This is a genomic window from Nitrospirota bacterium, from assembly GCA_040754395.1.
Lineage (GTDB): Bacteria > Nitrospirota > Thermodesulfovibrionia > Thermodesulfovibrionales > SM23-35 > JBFMCL01.
In genome coordinates this window covers 61066-76667 of the sequence record JBFMCL010000003.1, presented here as the reverse complement: position 1 = coordinate 76667, position 15602 = coordinate 61066, and the positions used below count along the sequence as shown (strand labels likewise).

The 15602-nt window shown below is 47.8% G+C and carries 18 protein-coding genes; 14 read left to right on the top strand and 4 right to left on the bottom strand.

From position 1 onward, the window contains the following. Positions 1-135 precede the first annotated feature (135 nt). A complete protein-coding gene (gene hisI, locus AB1552_02540; protein ID MEW6052654.1) occupies positions 136-471 on the top strand; it encodes a phosphoribosyl-AMP cyclohydrolase in 336 nt (111 codons plus the stop codon). After that, positions 464-625 (top strand): rubredoxin, encoded by a 162-nt coding sequence (gene rd / locus AB1552_02535; GenBank protein MEW6052653.1) that lies wholly within the window; start codon positions 464-466, stop codon positions 623-625. The genes hisI and rd overlap by 8 nt, the downstream gene beginning before the upstream one ends. Before the next feature lie 11 nt (positions 626-636). On the opposite strand, the gene AB1552_02530 is transcribed toward rd, so the two are convergent. The 4 genes from AB1552_02530 to AB1552_02515 are packed head-to-tail and all read right to left on the bottom strand — an operon-like array spanning position 637 to position 3314. Next, the gene (locus AB1552_02530) at positions 637-1089 is read right to left on the bottom strand and encodes an N-acetyltransferase (protein ID MEW6052652.1); all 453 of its coding nucleotides are present in this window, start codon (positions 1087-1089) and stop codon (positions 637-639) included. Continuing rightward, positions 1061-1576 (bottom strand): 2-oxoacid:acceptor oxidoreductase family protein, encoded by a 516-nt coding sequence (locus AB1552_02525; GenBank protein MEW6052651.1) that lies wholly within the window; start codon positions 1574-1576, stop codon positions 1061-1063. The genes AB1552_02530 and AB1552_02525 overlap by 29 nt, the downstream gene beginning before the upstream one ends. 42 nt (positions 1577-1618) lie before the next feature. Next, the gene (locus tag AB1552_02520) at positions 1619-2365 is read right to left on the bottom strand and encodes a thiamine pyrophosphate-dependent enzyme (GenBank protein ID MEW6052650.1); all 747 of its coding nucleotides are present in this window, start codon (positions 2363-2365) and stop codon (positions 1619-1621) included. Next, positions 2331-3314 carry a Ppx/GppA phosphatase family protein gene (locus AB1552_02515; protein ID MEW6052649.1) on the bottom strand — a complete coding sequence of 328 codons (984 nt, stop codon included), beginning with the start codon at positions 3312-3314 and terminating at the stop codon, positions 2331-2333. The genes AB1552_02520 and AB1552_02515 overlap by 35 nt, the downstream gene beginning before the upstream one ends. A 128-nt stretch (positions 3315-3442) precedes the next feature. Here AB1552_02515 and rpsF point away from each other — a divergent pair, with 128 nt between their 5' ends. From rpsF to AB1552_02455, 12 genes are all read left to right on the top strand, one after another. Next, the gene (gene rpsF, locus AB1552_02510; GenBank protein MEW6052648.1) at positions 3443-3799 is read left to right on the top strand and encodes a 30S ribosomal protein S6; all 357 of its coding nucleotides are present in this window, start codon (positions 3443-3445) and stop codon (positions 3797-3799) included. After that, positions 3799-4194, top strand: a complete 396-nt coding sequence (gene ssb / locus AB1552_02505; GenBank protein ID MEW6052647.1) for a single-stranded DNA-binding protein — start codon at positions 3799-3801, stop codon at positions 4192-4194. Before rpsF ends, ssb begins: the two co-directional genes overlap by 1 nt. Before the next feature lie 73 nt (positions 4195-4267). Continuing rightward, on the top strand, positions 4268-4492 hold the full coding sequence (rpsR, locus tag AB1552_02500; protein ID MEW6052646.1) for a 30S ribosomal protein S18: 225 nt from the start codon (positions 4268-4270) through the stop codon (positions 4490-4492). Between the two features lies 1 nt (position 4493). Continuing rightward, complete coding sequence (locus AB1552_02495; GenBank protein ID MEW6052645.1) at positions 4494-4775, top strand: DUF507 family protein; 282 nt, start codon at positions 4494-4496, stop codon at positions 4773-4775. Further along, positions 4772-5056: a DUF507 family protein gene (locus tag AB1552_02490; GenBank protein ID MEW6052644.1), complete on the top strand. Its 285-nt coding sequence runs from the start codon at positions 4772-4774 to the stop codon at positions 5054-5056. The genes AB1552_02495 and AB1552_02490 overlap by 4 nt, the downstream gene beginning before the upstream one ends. Next, the gene (locus AB1552_02485) at positions 4990-7017 is read left to right on the top strand and encodes a diguanylate cyclase (protein ID MEW6052643.1); all 2028 of its coding nucleotides are present in this window, start codon (positions 4990-4992) and stop codon (positions 7015-7017) included. The genes AB1552_02490 and AB1552_02485 overlap by 67 nt, the downstream gene beginning before the upstream one ends. A 455-nt stretch (positions 7018-7472) precedes the next feature. Beyond that, positions 7473-7667 carry a hypothetical protein gene (locus tag AB1552_02480; GenBank protein MEW6052642.1) on the top strand — a complete coding sequence of 65 codons (195 nt, stop codon included), beginning with the start codon at positions 7473-7475 and terminating at the stop codon, positions 7665-7667. Between the two features lie 445 nt (positions 7668-8112). Next, positions 8113-9492, top strand: coding sequence for a hypothetical protein (locus AB1552_02475; protein ID MEW6052641.1), 1380 nt, complete (start codon positions 8113-8115; stop codon positions 9490-9492). A 34-nt stretch (positions 9493-9526) separates the two neighbouring features. Beyond that, a complete protein-coding gene (locus AB1552_02470; protein ID MEW6052640.1) occupies positions 9527-10531 on the top strand; it encodes a DmsE family decaheme c-type cytochrome in 1005 nt (334 codons plus the stop codon). 8 nt (positions 10532-10539) lie between these two features. Then, a complete protein-coding gene (locus tag AB1552_02465) occupies positions 10540-12558 on the top strand; it encodes an MtrB/PioB family outer membrane beta-barrel protein (protein ID MEW6052639.1) in 2019 nt (672 codons plus the stop codon). Next, entirely contained in the window at positions 12559-13473 is a 915-nt protein-coding gene (locus AB1552_02460; GenBank protein ID MEW6052638.1) for an ABC transporter substrate-binding protein, read from the top strand. Further along, positions 13470-15536: a methyl-accepting chemotaxis protein gene (locus AB1552_02455; protein ID MEW6052637.1), complete on the top strand. Its 2067-nt coding sequence runs from the start codon at positions 13470-13472 to the stop codon at positions 15534-15536. The genes AB1552_02460 and AB1552_02455 overlap by 4 nt, the downstream gene beginning before the upstream one ends. Positions 15537-15602: the final 66 nt, after the last annotated feature.

Genomic DNA, 15602 nt, shown 5'->3' with positions numbered 1-15602 from the left:
CTTCGGCTCTACCTCGCAACTGCTCTCACAATGACTATGCATATCGCTGGATTTAGGATTAAATGTACTGGTTGTTTTCCTGCATTGTCCGTCAGCTGTAGTCGCTGACAAGTAAACCAAAACAGCGAGGTGAGAATGATAGCCGACCTGAAATATGATGAAAAGGGATTAATCCCCGCTATTGTCCAGGATGTGAACAATGGAGAAGTTCTGATGCTGGCGTATATGAACAGCAAATCCCTTGAGATGACCTTCGAAACCGGGTATACGCATTTCTGGTCCCGTTCCAGGCAAAAATATTGGAAAAAGGGGGAGACATCGGGCCATGTTCAGGAGGTCAAGGAAATCCTCTACGATTGCGACGCCGATACGCTCCTGGTCAAAGTAGTCCAGCACGGTCCCGGCGCCTGCCATACGGGCAACAGGACGTGTTTTTTCAGAAATATCACGAGAGGGGAAAGAAATGAGTAAATACAAGTGTACGGTATGCGGATATATCTATGATCCCGAGAATGGAGATCCTGATGGCGGGATAAAGCCGGGAACACCCTTCGAGCAACTCCCTGACGACTGGAAGTGTCCTGTATGCGGAGCTGCCAAGGATGCGTTCGAAAAGGTTGAGTAATTGTACAGGAATTACAGGTAAAGGATGACGGCGTTTTCGTCACATTCCGGGAACTTATGACAGCGCAGGCAGTCTCCCCATATTTTCTGCGGGAGGCGTGCCTTATCAATATCGTCAAAGCCCAGCTTTCTGAAAAAGTCCGGGTGATAGGTCAGCGCGAAGATCTTCTTTATCCCCAGTGACTTTGCTTCCTTAATGCATTGTTTCACGAGATTTCTGCCGATGCCTTTTTTCTGATGTTTGTTGTCGACAGCAAGTGAGCGGATCTCTGCAAGGTCTTCCCACATAATGTGAAGTGAACAGACCCCGCATACTTTTCCGTCAACCTCGCAGATAACGAAATCCCTCACCGTTTCATACAGCTCATTGAGGGACCTGGGGATCATCTGCTCGCGCCGGGCAAAATCGTTGATCAGCCTGTGTACCTGGTTGAGGTCAGCTATCTTTGCTTTTCTTATCTTCAAAAAACCTTATTCCTTCCCCGATCGCTTCCTTATTGATTTTTATGCTTTGTCTGGTGTTGTTCTGCATTGATTTATTGAGGGCCTTCATAATAGATGCTGAGCTGAACAGGCCGGTTTTTGCAATCAATGTGCCGAGAAGTACCATGTTGGTTGATTTCGTGTTGCCTGCCTTGCTTGCTATTTCGGCAGCCGGAACCGCCATGATATCGATGTCAGTCCTTAGATCCGTTTCCCTGATCATCGACGAATCATACAGAAAAAGACCGCCTTTCCGGAGTTTCGGCATGAATTTGAGCAGTGACGCGTCACTCATTACAATCAGGATGTCAGGGGTAGCAATGACAGGAGAGCCTATAAGCTCATCCGAAATGATAATGGTACAGTTTGCGGTGCCGCCCCTGACCTCTGCCCCGTATGAAGGGAACCAGGTCACCTCCCTGCCTTCCAGCATGCCGGCATATGCCAGAATTTTTCCGAAAAAGAGTATGCCCTGTCCGCCGAATCCTGCGATGACAATCCTGTGTTCCAGTTACCCTGCCTCCCTGAATCTGTCTTTGAACGTGCCAAGGGGATAGACCGGAATCATCTCCTCGCGTATCCATTTAAGTGAGTTCGGGGGAGAAAGCTCCCAGTCTACCGGACATGGCGAGAGAATCTCGATCAGGCTGAAACCCTTTTCTTCGATCTGGTAAATAAATGCCTTTTCGATAGCATTTTTGGTGGCAAGCAAATTTTTGTGGGAATCAACAGATGTTCTGATAATCAGTGAGGTCCCCTCAACTGCCGCAAGGATTTCTGCTACCTTCAGAGGATATCCGTCCTCCCGTCTCTTTCCAGATGGTGTTGTGGTTGTCTTCTGGCCGAGGAGCGTGGTCGGTGCCATCTGACCTCCGGTCATGCCATATGTCGCATTATTCACAAAGAACACGGAAATGTTTTCTCCCCTGTTGGCGGCATGGATTGTCTCGGCAGTTCCGATCGCGGCAAGATCACCATCACCCTGATAAGAAAAGATTACCCTGTCGGGAAGGATTCGCTTGAGGCCTGTTGCTGCCGCAGGCGGTCTTCCGTGAGCGACTTCCAGCATGTCAAAGTCGAAATAATCGTAGGCAAAAACGGCGCATCCTACCGGGGCGATGCCGATTACTTTTTCCCTTATGCCCAATGCATCTATGGCTTCTGCAATCAGCCTGTGGATAAGACTATGCCCGCATCCGGGGCAGTGCCTGAAAGGCTTGTTCTTAAGGCTTGCCGGTCTCTGAAATACTTTTTCCAATGCCGTCCCTTGTATCCAGAATCACGCCTTCGAGAAGGCCGTGATCACTTATGGTGATGTGCTGAAAACCGAAAGATTCCATGATACTAATTGTAAATTGTATACCCGGTATAATCAAGTCCGCGCGGTCGGGCTCAAGGCCTCTTACCTTTTTTCTTTTTTCCAGCGGAAGCACGATGAGACTCTTCTGCATATCCTTTAACCTTGCCAGAGGCATGGTATGCAGATGTACCTTCTGCCTTGCATAGCTTTCGAGGCCGAGGTCAATGGAGGCAATAGTCGTAAAAGTTCCGGCAGTGCCGATCAACCGGGTGCGCGGGCTGATATGATGCCCGACCCTTTCCCTGAGACCGGCTAAGGACGGTGTGATTCCGCTGGCAAGTGCCTTCATGTCGGAATCAGAGACCGGGTCTGTCTGAAGGAATTTCTGCGCGAGCTTAATGACCCCGACCGGAAGGCTTCCCATCTGCACATGATTTTTATTGATATACAGAATCCATTCCGAGCTGCCGCCTCCGATGTCGATGATCAGTGTCGGGTTGTGTTCCGGCTCATGCGGAGAGATTTCAAAACCCGGGATGGATGAAAGGATACCCTTGAGGGTAAACTGTGCCTCCTTTTCCCCGGGGATCACCTCGATGGGTATCCCTGTAGCATCCAGAACCCATTCGATAAAATGCGCCGAGTTCGAAGCCTCACGGAGCGCGCTTGTTGCGACTGCCCGGGTATGTATAACTCCGTGACGCCGTATGGCAGACGCGAAGTCCCTGAGCACCTGCAGGGAGGCGTCCATATTCTTCTGCTGCAGTTTCCCCGTCTGCTCGACTTTGTTGCCCAATCGTGTCGTTTTTCTGTCCGCGTAAACATCAATGACCCTGTTGCCTTCAATTCTGCCGATCAGCAGACGGATAGTGTTGGACCCCACATCGATGGACGCAAACAGGAGCATCTGCTATTATAAATCAATTTCCGGAGAAAAGATGGTCCTGACATGGAGATCTGGTTGATTTTATTCTATTTGCTATGGTATAAAAATGAGATTATTTCTCTCAAAAAAAATTTAAGGAGACACATTGGATGAATATATATGAAAATATGGTAATCCTGAATGCAGCTATTTCTGACGAAGAGGCGGATGCTGCCATTACAAAGATCAAGGATCTCATTGCCAGCCAGGGCGGAGAGGTTCTGAAAGTCGATGTTTGGGGGAGAAGGAAACTGGCATATGAAATAAACAAGCAGAAAAAGGGATTATATGCGCTCCTGTTTTTCAAGACGCCGCCTGCAACCATCAAAAAACTTGAGGATTTTTACAAAGTCTTTGATACTGTTGTCAAATATATGATCCTGAAACTTGGCACCAAGCAGGTTCAGAGTCTCGAAAGAATTGAACCGGCATCAGAACCGGCACAGGAACAAAAAGGGGAAGCATAGTGTACAACAAGGTAATCCTTATAGGGAACCTGACAAAAGACCCGGAATTGCGGTATACACCGCAGGGAACGCCTGTGGCCTCATTCAGGCTCGCAGTAAACTACAAATACAAGCAGTCTGATGACATGAAACAGGAAACGATGTTCATTGACAATATCGTTTTCGGTAAACAGGCCGAGTCATGCAGCAAATATCTCAATAAGGGAAGTTCCGTGCTCGTGGAAGGCAGGCTTCAGGAAAGAAGATGGGAAGCGAACGGACAGCAGAAGAGCAAGTTCGAAGTGATAGCCTCGTCCGTAAGGTTTCTTTCCAGAAGAGGCGGGCAGGATGCCTCTATGGGAGGAGACAGCGATATGATTCCTCCTGAAGAGGTTACTGATCTGGAGCCTTTTTGATTTTAAATAGTTATGAATAACATATTGAAATTTTTTGTCTGCGACCGGAGAAGGTTGAGAGAAAGGAGTTAAGTTGCAACAGAAACGATTCCAGAGAAGAAAGTTTTGCAGATTTTGTTCAGAAAAGATTGAGTTTATCGATTATAAGAACATCAAGACCCTCAAGAATTATCTCACCGAGAGGGGAAAAATCCTCCCCAGAAGGATGACGGGCAACTGCGCCAAACACCAGAGAGAGCTCTCAGAATCTATCAAGCGGGCAAGGAGTATCGCGCTTCTTGCCTTTGCGGAAAAGTAGGATGAGGATCCCAAAGACCTGGGTTCCTCTCCTTACAAAAAAAATAGTTGATACGATCATTGCCAAGGGCCTCATCAGTCCTGCTGTGCCTGCAGAAAAGCTGCTCTCGGAGTCCGAACAGATCCTCCTTGAGGAACTTGCCGTCGAGGACAGGCTCAATGATGAAGTGCGGGAGATACTCAAGAGCCACGCGCAGGAGATCGAGAAAGGCCGCCTTGATTACCGGAAACTCTTCGAACTTACCAAACAGAAGCTGATTAGGGAGAGGAACCTGGTATTATGATGCTTTCTGCCGACAAGATATCGCATATCAGTCATATCCTTCTCAAAGGCCTTCTCGAACGCACACTTATCGGGCCTGTTGAAGATGAGGGAAAAGTCCGCACCGAGATCAAGAGGGTTATTACCGCTGAACTGAAAATCGGTGAGGAAATTGATGCTGCCAGCAGAATGAAACTTCAGTCGTTTTCAAAAAAAATTGTTGAGGGAAGTCCCGAGTGGGAAATACTGTACAAAAAATTCTACCGGGAAGAGGAGATAAAAAGAGGCAGAACTTCCGGATAAGGATTTTTTTCCCTCTTGTCCTTCTTTTCCTGACCTATCTCGGACTGCTTCTGGAATTTCCTCTCAAAAAAACAATTCCGTGGTTTCTCCTCAGTCTTGCAACAATTGCGTTCTATGCACTCCTTCATATTTTCGGAAAGGAGAGAAAGCAGGCCGTGGAATTTCTTTTCGCGCTTGCGTTGCCTGTCGCGGGCATGGAGCAGCTGTTTTCTATGTTCTGGCTGAAAATGACCTATTTCCCCTTCATGACAGCGCTGACAGCATTCTACAGGCAGAGAACCGTCCTTTCATTGCTGGCGCTTCTCCCTTTTCTCGAAATACGGAATCTTGCAAAAGGATCGTCCCTTTATGAACAAATAGTATTTTTCCTGTTTCTTACCGTGACGGTCAGCGTATCCCTTTTGATCAGAAAGAGAATGATCCAGGATGACACGGACGAATCTGTCTTTGATGAGAGAAAGGCGTCCGGCAATGATGTCCACGGCACAGCAACGAAGACGTTCGATGACGAAAAAATCGTTACTGATTACCTTGAGACGATGTTCAGGCCTGATGAAGAAATCAGAGAAATGCTTGCAGCGGCAAAAAACACTGTTGTGGCAGATTCTGTCAGTCTTTTCCTGCGTTCCGGAGAAAGGCTGCGGCTGAGATGTTCAACAGATGATTCAGGCGGAATCATCCCGTCGGACAGAGGCCTCATCCATGTGTGCCTTGCCGAAAAGAAAGCGCTGGTATTTGCGGACATCCTCGAAAAGAAACTCGATATCGGGTATCTCAAGAAGGAGCCGGTCTCCTCTCTGGTTGCAGTCCCCGTAATTGACAGCGATTTTCCCCTCGGCGTCATTGCCGCTGACAGTGTCCGGTTTCATGCATTCAGCAGCGCTGACAGTGATATCCTGCAGATGTTTGCAAGACAGATTATGAGGGTGCTTCAGCGTGAGCGCGTGTATCCTCAGATACACCGTTCCCACGAAAAACTGAAGGTGCTGAATGAAGAGAGTTCCAGGCTGCTGTCGTCACTTGATATAGGGGTGATTGCACAGAATCTGATTGACGGTGCAGCCAGGATTGCTCCCTCCGCAGCAGCTTTTTTTGCGGCAAAAGGCGGGGAATTCGAGTTGCTTTCCCAGCGGGGACTTCATCCCGGCGAGAAGAAAACATTCAGTCTGAAAGGGACCTTGCTTGACATGGCAGTGAAAAACAGGCAGTGCGTGCATCTCTCCGATGTCAGAGAGTGCCGGTCTCCGATAATGCCGCTGAAAACTGGTGAGGCGGGATCTGTGCTTGCGATGCCGCTGCTTTACGAAAAAGAACTTCAGGGAATCCTGGTGCTTGTTGCAGAGAAAACCAATGCATTCACCCCTTACCAAATCGAGCTGCTCGGTGTGCTTGGAAATCAGGCATCGACCTCGATTGCAAATGCACGATTCCATGCAAAAATCGAGAAACTGGCGTTAACGGACGGCCTGACAGGACTCTTCAACCACAGGCATTTTCAGGAGAGATTGTCACTGGAATTCAGTCGCCTCCAGAGATTTTCTGAGCCGCTTTCTCTTCTCCTTATTGATATAGACTATTTCAAGAAGATCAACGATGCCTATGGGCATCCTGTAGGAGATGCGGTGCTGAGGGGAGTCGGCGCAAAAATCAGGAAGACGATACGAAATATCGATATCCCTGCCCGATACGGAGGAGAGGAGTTTGCGGTGATCCTTCTGGGTACTGACAGACGGGGAGCGATGAACATGGCGGAAAGGCTGCGGAAGACGGTTATGAATACGAAATTCACCGCAGAGAAAGAATCATTTGCGGTGACCGTGAGCATCGGCATAGCAACCTATCCGGACGGTATCGGAAGAAAGGAGGAATTCATTGAAAGGGCTGACAAGGCATTATATCAGGCAAAGAAAAATGGACGAAACCAGAGCATCATCTGGAGCGATGTCAGTGTCCATTCATAACTGCCCATGCGCGCAAGGCCGCAACACACCGTGATCCTCCGCTCCTTCTGAAAAAATATGCCCTGATCCGGCGACAAGTATCCCAAACGTGTGATAACCAGGTCATTGCGAACACCTTGAGTCGCGTGTCACATGCGCAAGAAAAGACGAAAATCGCTCTATTATACCTGTGATGATTATTCTTATCACTGGTTTTACGATATGAATAATCACGGTACATATCCTCTATTGACACCTCATGAAGCAAATGCTAATATTTTGTAAGCTTGATCATTTGCCGCAGTACAGCCTTGATGCTGCGGGTGATATTGGAATGTTCCGGGAGGGACGATTAAGAATAAGGGAGCAGGACGAATCAATATCGGGCATATTCTCATTTGCACAGAGAGGCATCCGGTCAATTAAGGTCTGCGGCGAAGATACTGACGGAGACATAATTTGTAAGAACCGAACGAATGGATTTTCGTGGAGATACCGAGACAGAAGTGCACAGGTTCACACCGGATGGCAAATATGTCAGTACAATACGGATTCCGAAAGGTGACTACTACTTCAGGGTCAAGAAGGAATTCGAGCTCGGAAGAGACGGGAGCCTGTATAACTTTATACCTGAAAAAGATGTTTTGAGAATACTCATCTTCAGCCACTGAGGGGGAAGACGGCGAAAGTTCTGAGTTTTTGCGGCAAATGAAAGAAAGCAGAATGAAAGGATGCATTTAAGGAAATGTACTCTGAAATGAAAGTTCTTCTGTGTCAAGGATGTTTCACGTGTGGACAGAGTTTTTTTGCGCAGACAATTCCGAGAAACAGTTTATTCTCGCAACACCTTCGTATGCAGCATTCTCATAATTCTCATTTTTGAGAATTACAGTCTCAAAAATGAGAATTATTTTTCGTGTCCGATTTTTCTGCGAATCAGCAAAAAAAGTTGTTGCACGTGTAACAAATAATCCCGTCTTCACGCAGCATGACCGTTGCCGCCAGATTTCATGCAGCCATATGATGAAAGAATGGGCCAGTTGTATCTGTGAATTATGCGGGTTAGCACAAAAATTGCAGAAAAGTAAGAGTTTATCAACCGTGAAGGAGGCTGCAATGAGAGTGTATAAAAGTCCCCTGCCCGTCATTCTTGGCATGTTGTTGATTGCTTCGTGCTTTTTCGCCTGTGGAGGAGGCGAGGGAAGGAGTCCCGGCACACCTGTCCCTGTCGTAATTGTTCCAGAGTGCTCTCACTGTCATGGGAAAGACACTGCAGATTCCCATTATGATGCGAAATCCACGAAACCTCTTGAAGGGTATGTGTTTGATACTGCGGTCGCATGGGCTCCGGAGGGGATGGGGTATGTTCTCAGGACAGGAGAAAACGCATGTGCAGCATCATGTCATTCCTATCATGACGGCGATATATCGATAAATAACAAGTGGCGTACATCAGGGCATGCTGATCTGCGCTCCGATTCCTTTGCCTATGATTTTTCCGATGGGTCCTGTCTTCGCTGCCATTCCGGTGTAGGATTTGCGAGTTATGTGGATGCAACAAACCCGGAATACCCGGCATGGATACCTCCTTCAAAAGAGATATATCCCCATTTTATTACCTGCAATGCATGTCATGATGGGGAAGGGTATCCTACCGCAAAGGACAAGCGTCTGAGGAAAACGGGCAGCGTGGTGCTGACAAGCGGAAACGCTGCGACATTCGTACAGGACGCACTACTCGATGTCGGGGATTCAGCCTCATGTGTGGTCTGTCACCAGGGAATGGAAAGCGGCTGGAGCCTTTTCAGGACAATGCAATCGAAAGGGGTGGATCCATATGACGGAAAAGATGAGGTGATGACAGGGATATCATTTGTGAATGCCCATTATGCTGCAGCTGCCTCCATGCTCTTCAGTCGGAAGGGATATGAATTCAGTTCCAGAACATATTCAAAAGGACTTCTTCTCCATCAGCTTCCCCTCTGTACCGGGTGCCATATGGCGCCTGCGGAAAGCCAGGACCTGGGTGGACACTCGTTCAACATGCGCCGCAACGGCTATATGAATGTTGCTGCCTGTCAGAGCTGTCATCCCGGACTGACCGATTTCGGGACCTTTTTTATCTATGAGAGAGATATGGACGGAGACGGCATGAAAGAAAGCATTAAGGATGAGATAGAAGGCTTGAAGGAACTGTTAATCGGGGAACTGGAAAACGCAGGTATTTACTATAATCCCCATGTCTATCCCTATTTCTTTAAAGTGCCTGCTCCGCAGATATATCCCAACAGGGTGACTATATGGAAAGAGAGCCAGCTCGAAGCAGCCTTCAATCTGGATTTTGTCGCAAAAGAACCGGGGGCGTATATCCATAATTTCAGGTATGCTGTGCAGCTCCTCCGGGATTCATATGAGGCACTGACCGGCAGGGCGTTGGCCGGCATAAGGCCCTCATCAAGTGATGACAGGCCTGCAGCAGTCTATTCGTCGCCATAACTATAACTATACATCAAAGGGGGAGGAGAATATAATGCGACTGAAAGAAACACTGTTACTCCTTTTCGGGTGCATGCTGGCATTGTGGGGATGCGAGACACTCAGGACCTCGAAACCAATCATGCCACTGGAAGAGTATGAGAAGATGCTCGTTGGACGTTTTGACGCAAACTATGTCGGCACAGAAAACTGCCTAAAGGCATGTCATACCCATGACAAGATACAGCGGGACCTTGCGGCGAGCACCATGGGTGCGCAGATGTCAAAGAAATCGGGTATGCCAATTGTGGATTGCGAATCCTGTCATGGCCCCGGCAGTCTTGCAATTGAAGGTATCACTCCCGAGAGGGTTGAACAGGACAGGAAAGAGGGGAAAGAGACGAAATGCAGATATGAAACACTTATAAACCTCAAGGAACTGCCTCCACCGGCACTATCGCTCATGTGTCTCAAATGCCATACCGCAAATGCAACTTTCAACCTGCATAACTGGAACGCAAGCATTCACGCAGTAAATGATGTCTCATGTTCGGAATGTCATAAGATCCATGCCGGTCCGGATCTGATAGTCCGGCTGAGGGAAACGTTTGATATATGTTACAAGTGCCATGAAGACAAAAAGGCGGAATTTGCACTTCCGAGCCATCACCCCGTTCCTGAAAGAAAAGTCTTCTGCACAGATTGCCACGATACACACGGTATTACGTCAGAGAATCTCCTGAGGAAGAATACCGTGAAAGAAACCTGTACGCAATGTCATGCAGAAAAAGAAGGACCGTATCTTTATGAGCACGCCGACATAACAGAAGACTGCACTTCCTGCCATGCCAGCCACGGCAGCATCAGCAATAACCTCCTCAAAAGAAGTGAACCTTTTCTCTGCCTTCAATGCCATGAGGGCCACAGGGTCAGAACCGCGGGTATCCCTTCGACTACTGAATCCAAGGGCGCATTCTACACACGGTGCACTGACTGCCACGCCAATGTGCATGGCACGAATATCCCCTCTGTATCAGGCAGGGGACGGTTTACTCAATAGGAGGGATAATGAAACGGATTTTGCTGATATGCTGCCTGTTCTCACTTGTGGTTATATGTGATGTTGCCTCAGGTACTATGGCTGAAGAACAAGAACCGGCTGAGAGTGACCGGATTGTATTCATCGATGATGAGATTGAGGTCTTTCCTGAGGAAGAAGTTTACCATGTATACGAATTCCCTGAAATAAGACCTTTTCTGTTTCTAACAGGCGGGTACAGAATAATCGATCTGAGCGGATCCGGGAGGGCTGCAGAGTATGAATATCCCTCTGACTCGCTGATGCTGTTTGGGGAGTTCAGGGCATTGCCCTTCCCGCACAGATTCCATCTTGAAATAGATCTTTTCGACAGAAAGGATTATTTCTGGGACATCAGTTATTCATATAAAAACATTGTGCTGTCGAGGTGGATCAATAAGACGATGTTTCATAACCTCGATGCAATAAGGCTTTCTGATTTCGGACCTGATGAAAGATTTTCCGCAGAGAACGGTCCCGATGAAAGATTCGGGATTACCTCGGGAATGAATGTGATGTTTCTGAGGATTAAGACCCCGGATTTTCCTTTTCATGTCTATATTAACGGCCAGTTTATTGATAAAGAAGGAAAAAGACAGCAGAGATTTCTCGGGGGGTCCGGCTATTTTAATGATTTGCGGAGAGTGTCCAGAAGAAGAGATGCAGACCTCGAAACAAAGGATATCAACGTAGGGTTCAATGCCCATTTGGGTCCTGTGGAGGTTGACGTTTCACATGGTGAAAAACGGTTCAGTTCCGGAGGAGACAATGTTTTTTATGGGCGGTATGGTGCGGGAGGGGGACGGACAGAAGGTGTGTATGCACACAATATGATTCCAGACCTCAAAGGGTCTTCTGATACGCTGAAATTGCATACAGCATATACCGGAAAACTCGTCGCTTCACTGACACTCGCGAAACACCGCAGGGAGAATGAATATTCAGAATCCCGCGTTGACTATCTCTTCGGAAGCACTGATGTTACCTGGATGCCGATGCCACAGCTGACGTTTTTCTTCAAGTACCGGCACAAAGACATCGATGCGGATAATCCGGAGGTTACTACTGTTTCGGATCTTCTCAATCCCGCAAATACCCATACGTACAGGGTGAAGGATGCGATTTCATCGAGGACCGACAGGTTTTCCGGAATCGTGCGTTACAGGGTAGCAAAGGGGGTAACGCTGAATGCAGAGGTTGACCGCAAAATTACGGAAAGACAGCATCTGGAAGCATGGGGACTTCCTGAGACCACGGTCAAGGATACCGCATCTGTTTCTGTTACGGCAAGACTTACGAAGAACCTTCTTTTCCGGACAAAATATGTGCATGAGCAAACGGACGAGCCCGCGTATAACAGCGACCTTGATTCCAAAGACAAAGGCACGGTCTCCGTATCCTGGACGCCCCTTCCTTTCCTTTTTACGTATTTTGGATATGACGTATACGCAGGGAAACGCGACCGCCTTTACTATATGGTCGATAACCGACAGATCAGCGTTAACGGACGTGAGGTGCGTGCGGGCAAACTGTTTGGAATGATAGGCTTCAGTCTGGCGGAGAATATTTCCCTCAGCACAAGTTATGCATATTTCAAGGATAAGACCAGGCATGCCCTGGTGTATGGGATCGACAGTGAACCGCAGAGGCTAGTCGACGAACATGCCCGGTATGAGGAAAGGGCTCACACAGTTGCGGCGAATCTTAACTACCGCCCGAAGGATTATGTAAAACTCGGTGCCGGTATTGCCTACACGGAAAGCAGGGCGAACTTCTCTCCCGGTGTGTATGAAGCAGTGAATCCCGTATCTATTGGCGGTTTTTCTGAATCAGAGATCAGGCATACTGAATATACTCTCTCAGGTACTTATGACCTGAAAAACGGATGGGAAGCCGGCATGAGATATTTTTTCAGTAAATACGACGAGCGGTCAGGCAATGCGCTGAATCCATCCGTTGACGGGGATGCACATATCGTTTTTCTCAATATGACAAAAAGGTGGCAATAAATGAACTGGCGAAAAGGCGTGAGAATATTCGTCATTGTGATGCTCCTCGCCGGATTAGGTACGGAATGCTTTGCTGTTCAGATTGGGGTCATTATGTGCAGCGACAGCCCCTATTACAGGGCTGTTCACAAAACGTTTGCATCCGAGATCTCAGCGAACGGGCTTAAGGCCGATATCATCGTCCAGACCCCTGCCCCTGAAACCATGGCATGGGCAAATGCAGCCAGAAAATTTGCTGCGATAGGCACAAAGATCATTGTTGCGTACGGGTTTCCTGCAACTCAGGCGGCGCTTGAAGAGGCTTCCGGAATCCCGGTCGTTTTTGCAGGTGTGTATGACCATGATGGCCTGAGCATGAAAGGCAGGAAAGTTACCGGGATCAATGCAAGGATATCGATCGCAGGCCTTTTGAAAAACCTGAAAACAATCAATAATTTCACGAGACTGGGCGTTATATACAACAGTGCCGAGAAAGAGACAGTCCACGAGGCGAATGAGATTGAACGGTTAAGCGGACAATTTTCATTCAAGACGGTTAAGTTCAATATCAGGAACCCTGAAAGCATCGGACACATTAAGGATGTGGATGCGATATTTGTCACGACAAGCTGTTTGGCCATGATGTATGTTGACGAGATTGTCAGTGTGGCGAGAAAACTGAATGTCCCTACTGCTGCAATGATGGGTGGGGGAGAGGAGAAAGGGATTATTCTTACCCTGACTGCAGACAGCGCAGAACAGGGCAGGGAGGCTGCTGATATGGTTTCCAGGCTGCTGAAAGGGGAGAATCCATCTGCAATTCCGGTTGCAGGGCCAAAGAAAATACAGATGACCGTCAATCTCAAAACAGCAAATTCTCTCGGACTCAAGATGCCCTTTGATATCCTGAGTTCTGCAACGAGAGTCATCAAATGAAAATAAACCTCCAGACCAGGTCGCTTTTCCTTATTGCCATGATACTTTTCCTTGCCATTACTATTAATACCGCAATCCTGACTTACATTGCCCATACACGGTACAAACAGGAAATCCTTTCAAAGGTTGCATCTGCCGGTGAAGCGCTGAAGGAAGATATCGGGAAAGTACTTTCCCTTGGCCTTTCCCTTGATACTATCGAGGGGCTCAACGAAAAAATGAAACGCGCGGTGCAGGACAGAGCTGTCGGATATGCAATGATTCTCGATGAGAAAGGCAGGATACTGTACCATAATGATGAGGGCAGTATCGGGAAACTCTTTAAGGACACCGAGACGCGGAATGCACTGAGTGCAAACAGTAATCTCCTGCAGAAATGGGGGGATTACTATGATGTTTCCATTCCGCTGAGAGATGCAGAGGCCGTAAAGGCAGGAACACTCAGAATCGGAATTCAGTCAGGGGTGATTCAGAAAGAACTCTATACCCTTATCCTCTGGGCTGTCAGTCTTTCTGCATTGAGTTTTATGGCATTTTCAGCAGTCATCTATTTCTCTGTATCGAAGTTTATCACAGGTCCGATTATGGAAATGGAAAAGGTGGCTGCCAGGATATCGTCCGGGGATTTGACACAGACAGTGAAAAGAGTCGGAAAAGATGAGATCGCATCCCTCTCTGAAGCGATTAACGGCATGGCAATGAATTTAAGAGACGTGCTTGTGAAAATAAAAAATCTCTCAGAAAATGTGTCTTCGGTTACGGCAACCATTACGGAATCCCCGGCAAGCGTTTTGCGGGTTGCGGAGCTCCAGAAGACAGCGATAGAGGAGAATGCCATGCATATTGAAGAACTGAATGTGTCGGTTACCGCGATAGCCAAGAGCTCTGAAAGTCTTTATGACTCTGTGGAAAAGGCTTCAAGCGCAGTAGAGGAAATGACGGCATCCATTTCGGCGGTCTCTGATAACGCGGAGGTCTTTAATGAGATATCGCATAAAGCTGCATCATCTATTGAAGAAATGATGGCTGCTGTAAAAAACACCGTCAAAAGCGTTGAGATCCTGTCTGTATCATCTGAGTCAAGCGTTTCTGCTCTCGACCAGGTCAATGCTACAGTCAGGGAAATACAGACAAGTGCGGAAAAATCTGTCCGGCTCGCAGAAAATGTTTCCCGTGAAGCGTCAGAGAAAGGGTTGACCTCAGTTGCCGAGGCGATAAGGGGGATGGAAGATATCCGGGACAGTGTCAATGCACTCTCAGAGAAGATACATCTGCTCGAACAGAGATCTGAGGAGATCGGGAGTATAGTGCATGTCATTGACGAACTGGCACAACAGACGAACCTGCTCTCCCTGAATGCTTCAATACTCGCGGCACAGGCCGGGGAACAAGGGAAGGCATTTGCGGTAATAGCAGAGGAAAACAAGAGGCTGGCCGACAGGACATCCTTGGCAACCAGGGAGATTGCAGCCCTTATTGCCGGGGTGCAGGCTGAAACAAGGGCGAGCGTTGAGATGACAGGAAAAGGCATAGCAACGGTCGATACCGGTGTACAGCTTGTCAGCAGGGTAAAAGATGCCTTCTCCAGCATACTGGCAAGTTCAAACGTATCGACCGAGATGTCCAAATCCATACAGTTGGCTACCACAGAGGAAGTGAAAGTTATCGGGCATATCACGGATTCCATCAGGCAGATCACCGAGCAAATTGAACATATATCCCGGTCAATAAAGGATCAGAACAGGGGAAACAGCCTCATCATAGAGGCAGCCGAAAGTGTTGCAGAAGGGTCCGAGCAGATCAAGAAATCTACGCAGGAACAGTTTCAGAGCAATAAACAGATGTTGACGGTATATGAAAATGTCTCCGAGCAGGCCGGACAGATTACTTCTTCCATACACAACCAGAACCAAAAGAGCACCGAGATTGTCAAGAATATGGAAAAGATACGAATGACTACCGCTGACCTCATCAATTCAGCCTCAGAAATGGACCGGAGTATCAGTGCGCTCAGCAATGATGCCCGGGTTCTTCTTCACGAACTGCAGAAGTTCAGCACATGATCAGCCGTACTTGACACGCTGGTCGGTTAATTGTTAAATTATTAGCACTTAACCATCGAGAGTGCT

Bases quoted from the DNA above. Each gene is read 5' to 3' on its own strand.
- hisI (MEW6052654.1), top strand. From the start codon at position 136: ATGATAGCCGACCTGAAATATGATGAAAAGGGATTAATCCCCGCTATT.
- rd (MEW6052653.1), top strand. From the start codon at position 464: ATGAGTAAATACAAGTGTACGGTATGCGGATATATCTATGATCCCGAG.
- AB1552_02515 (MEW6052649.1), bottom strand. From the start codon at position 3,314: ATGCTCCTGTTTGCGTCCATCGATGTGGGGTCCAACACTATCCGTCTG.
- rpsF (MEW6052648.1), top strand. From the start codon at position 3,443: ATGAATATATATGAAAATATGGTAATCCTGAATGCAGCTATTTCTGAC.
- AB1552_02495 (MEW6052645.1), top strand. From the start codon at position 4,494: ATGAGGATCCCAAAGACCTGGGTTCCTCTCCTTACAAAAAAAATAGTT.
- AB1552_02490 (MEW6052644.1), top strand. From the start codon at position 4,772: ATGATGCTTTCTGCCGACAAGATATCGCATATCAGTCATATCCTTCTC.
- AB1552_02480 (MEW6052642.1), top strand. From the start codon at position 7,473: ATGGATTTTCGTGGAGATACCGAGACAGAAGTGCACAGGTTCACACCG.
- AB1552_02475 (MEW6052641.1), top strand. From the start codon at position 8,113: ATGAGAGTGTATAAAAGTCCCCTGCCCGTCATTCTTGGCATGTTGTTG.
- AB1552_02470 (MEW6052640.1), top strand. From the start codon at position 9,527: ATGCGACTGAAAGAAACACTGTTACTCCTTTTCGGGTGCATGCTGGCA.
- AB1552_02465 (MEW6052639.1), top strand. From the start codon at position 10,540: ATGAAACGGATTTTGCTGATATGCTGCCTGTTCTCACTTGTGGTTATA.
- AB1552_02460 (MEW6052638.1), top strand. From the start codon at position 12,559: ATGAACTGGCGAAAAGGCGTGAGAATATTCGTCATTGTGATGCTCCTC.
- AB1552_02455 (MEW6052637.1), top strand. From the start codon at position 13,470: ATGAAAATAAACCTCCAGACCAGGTCGCTTTTCCTTATTGCCATGATA.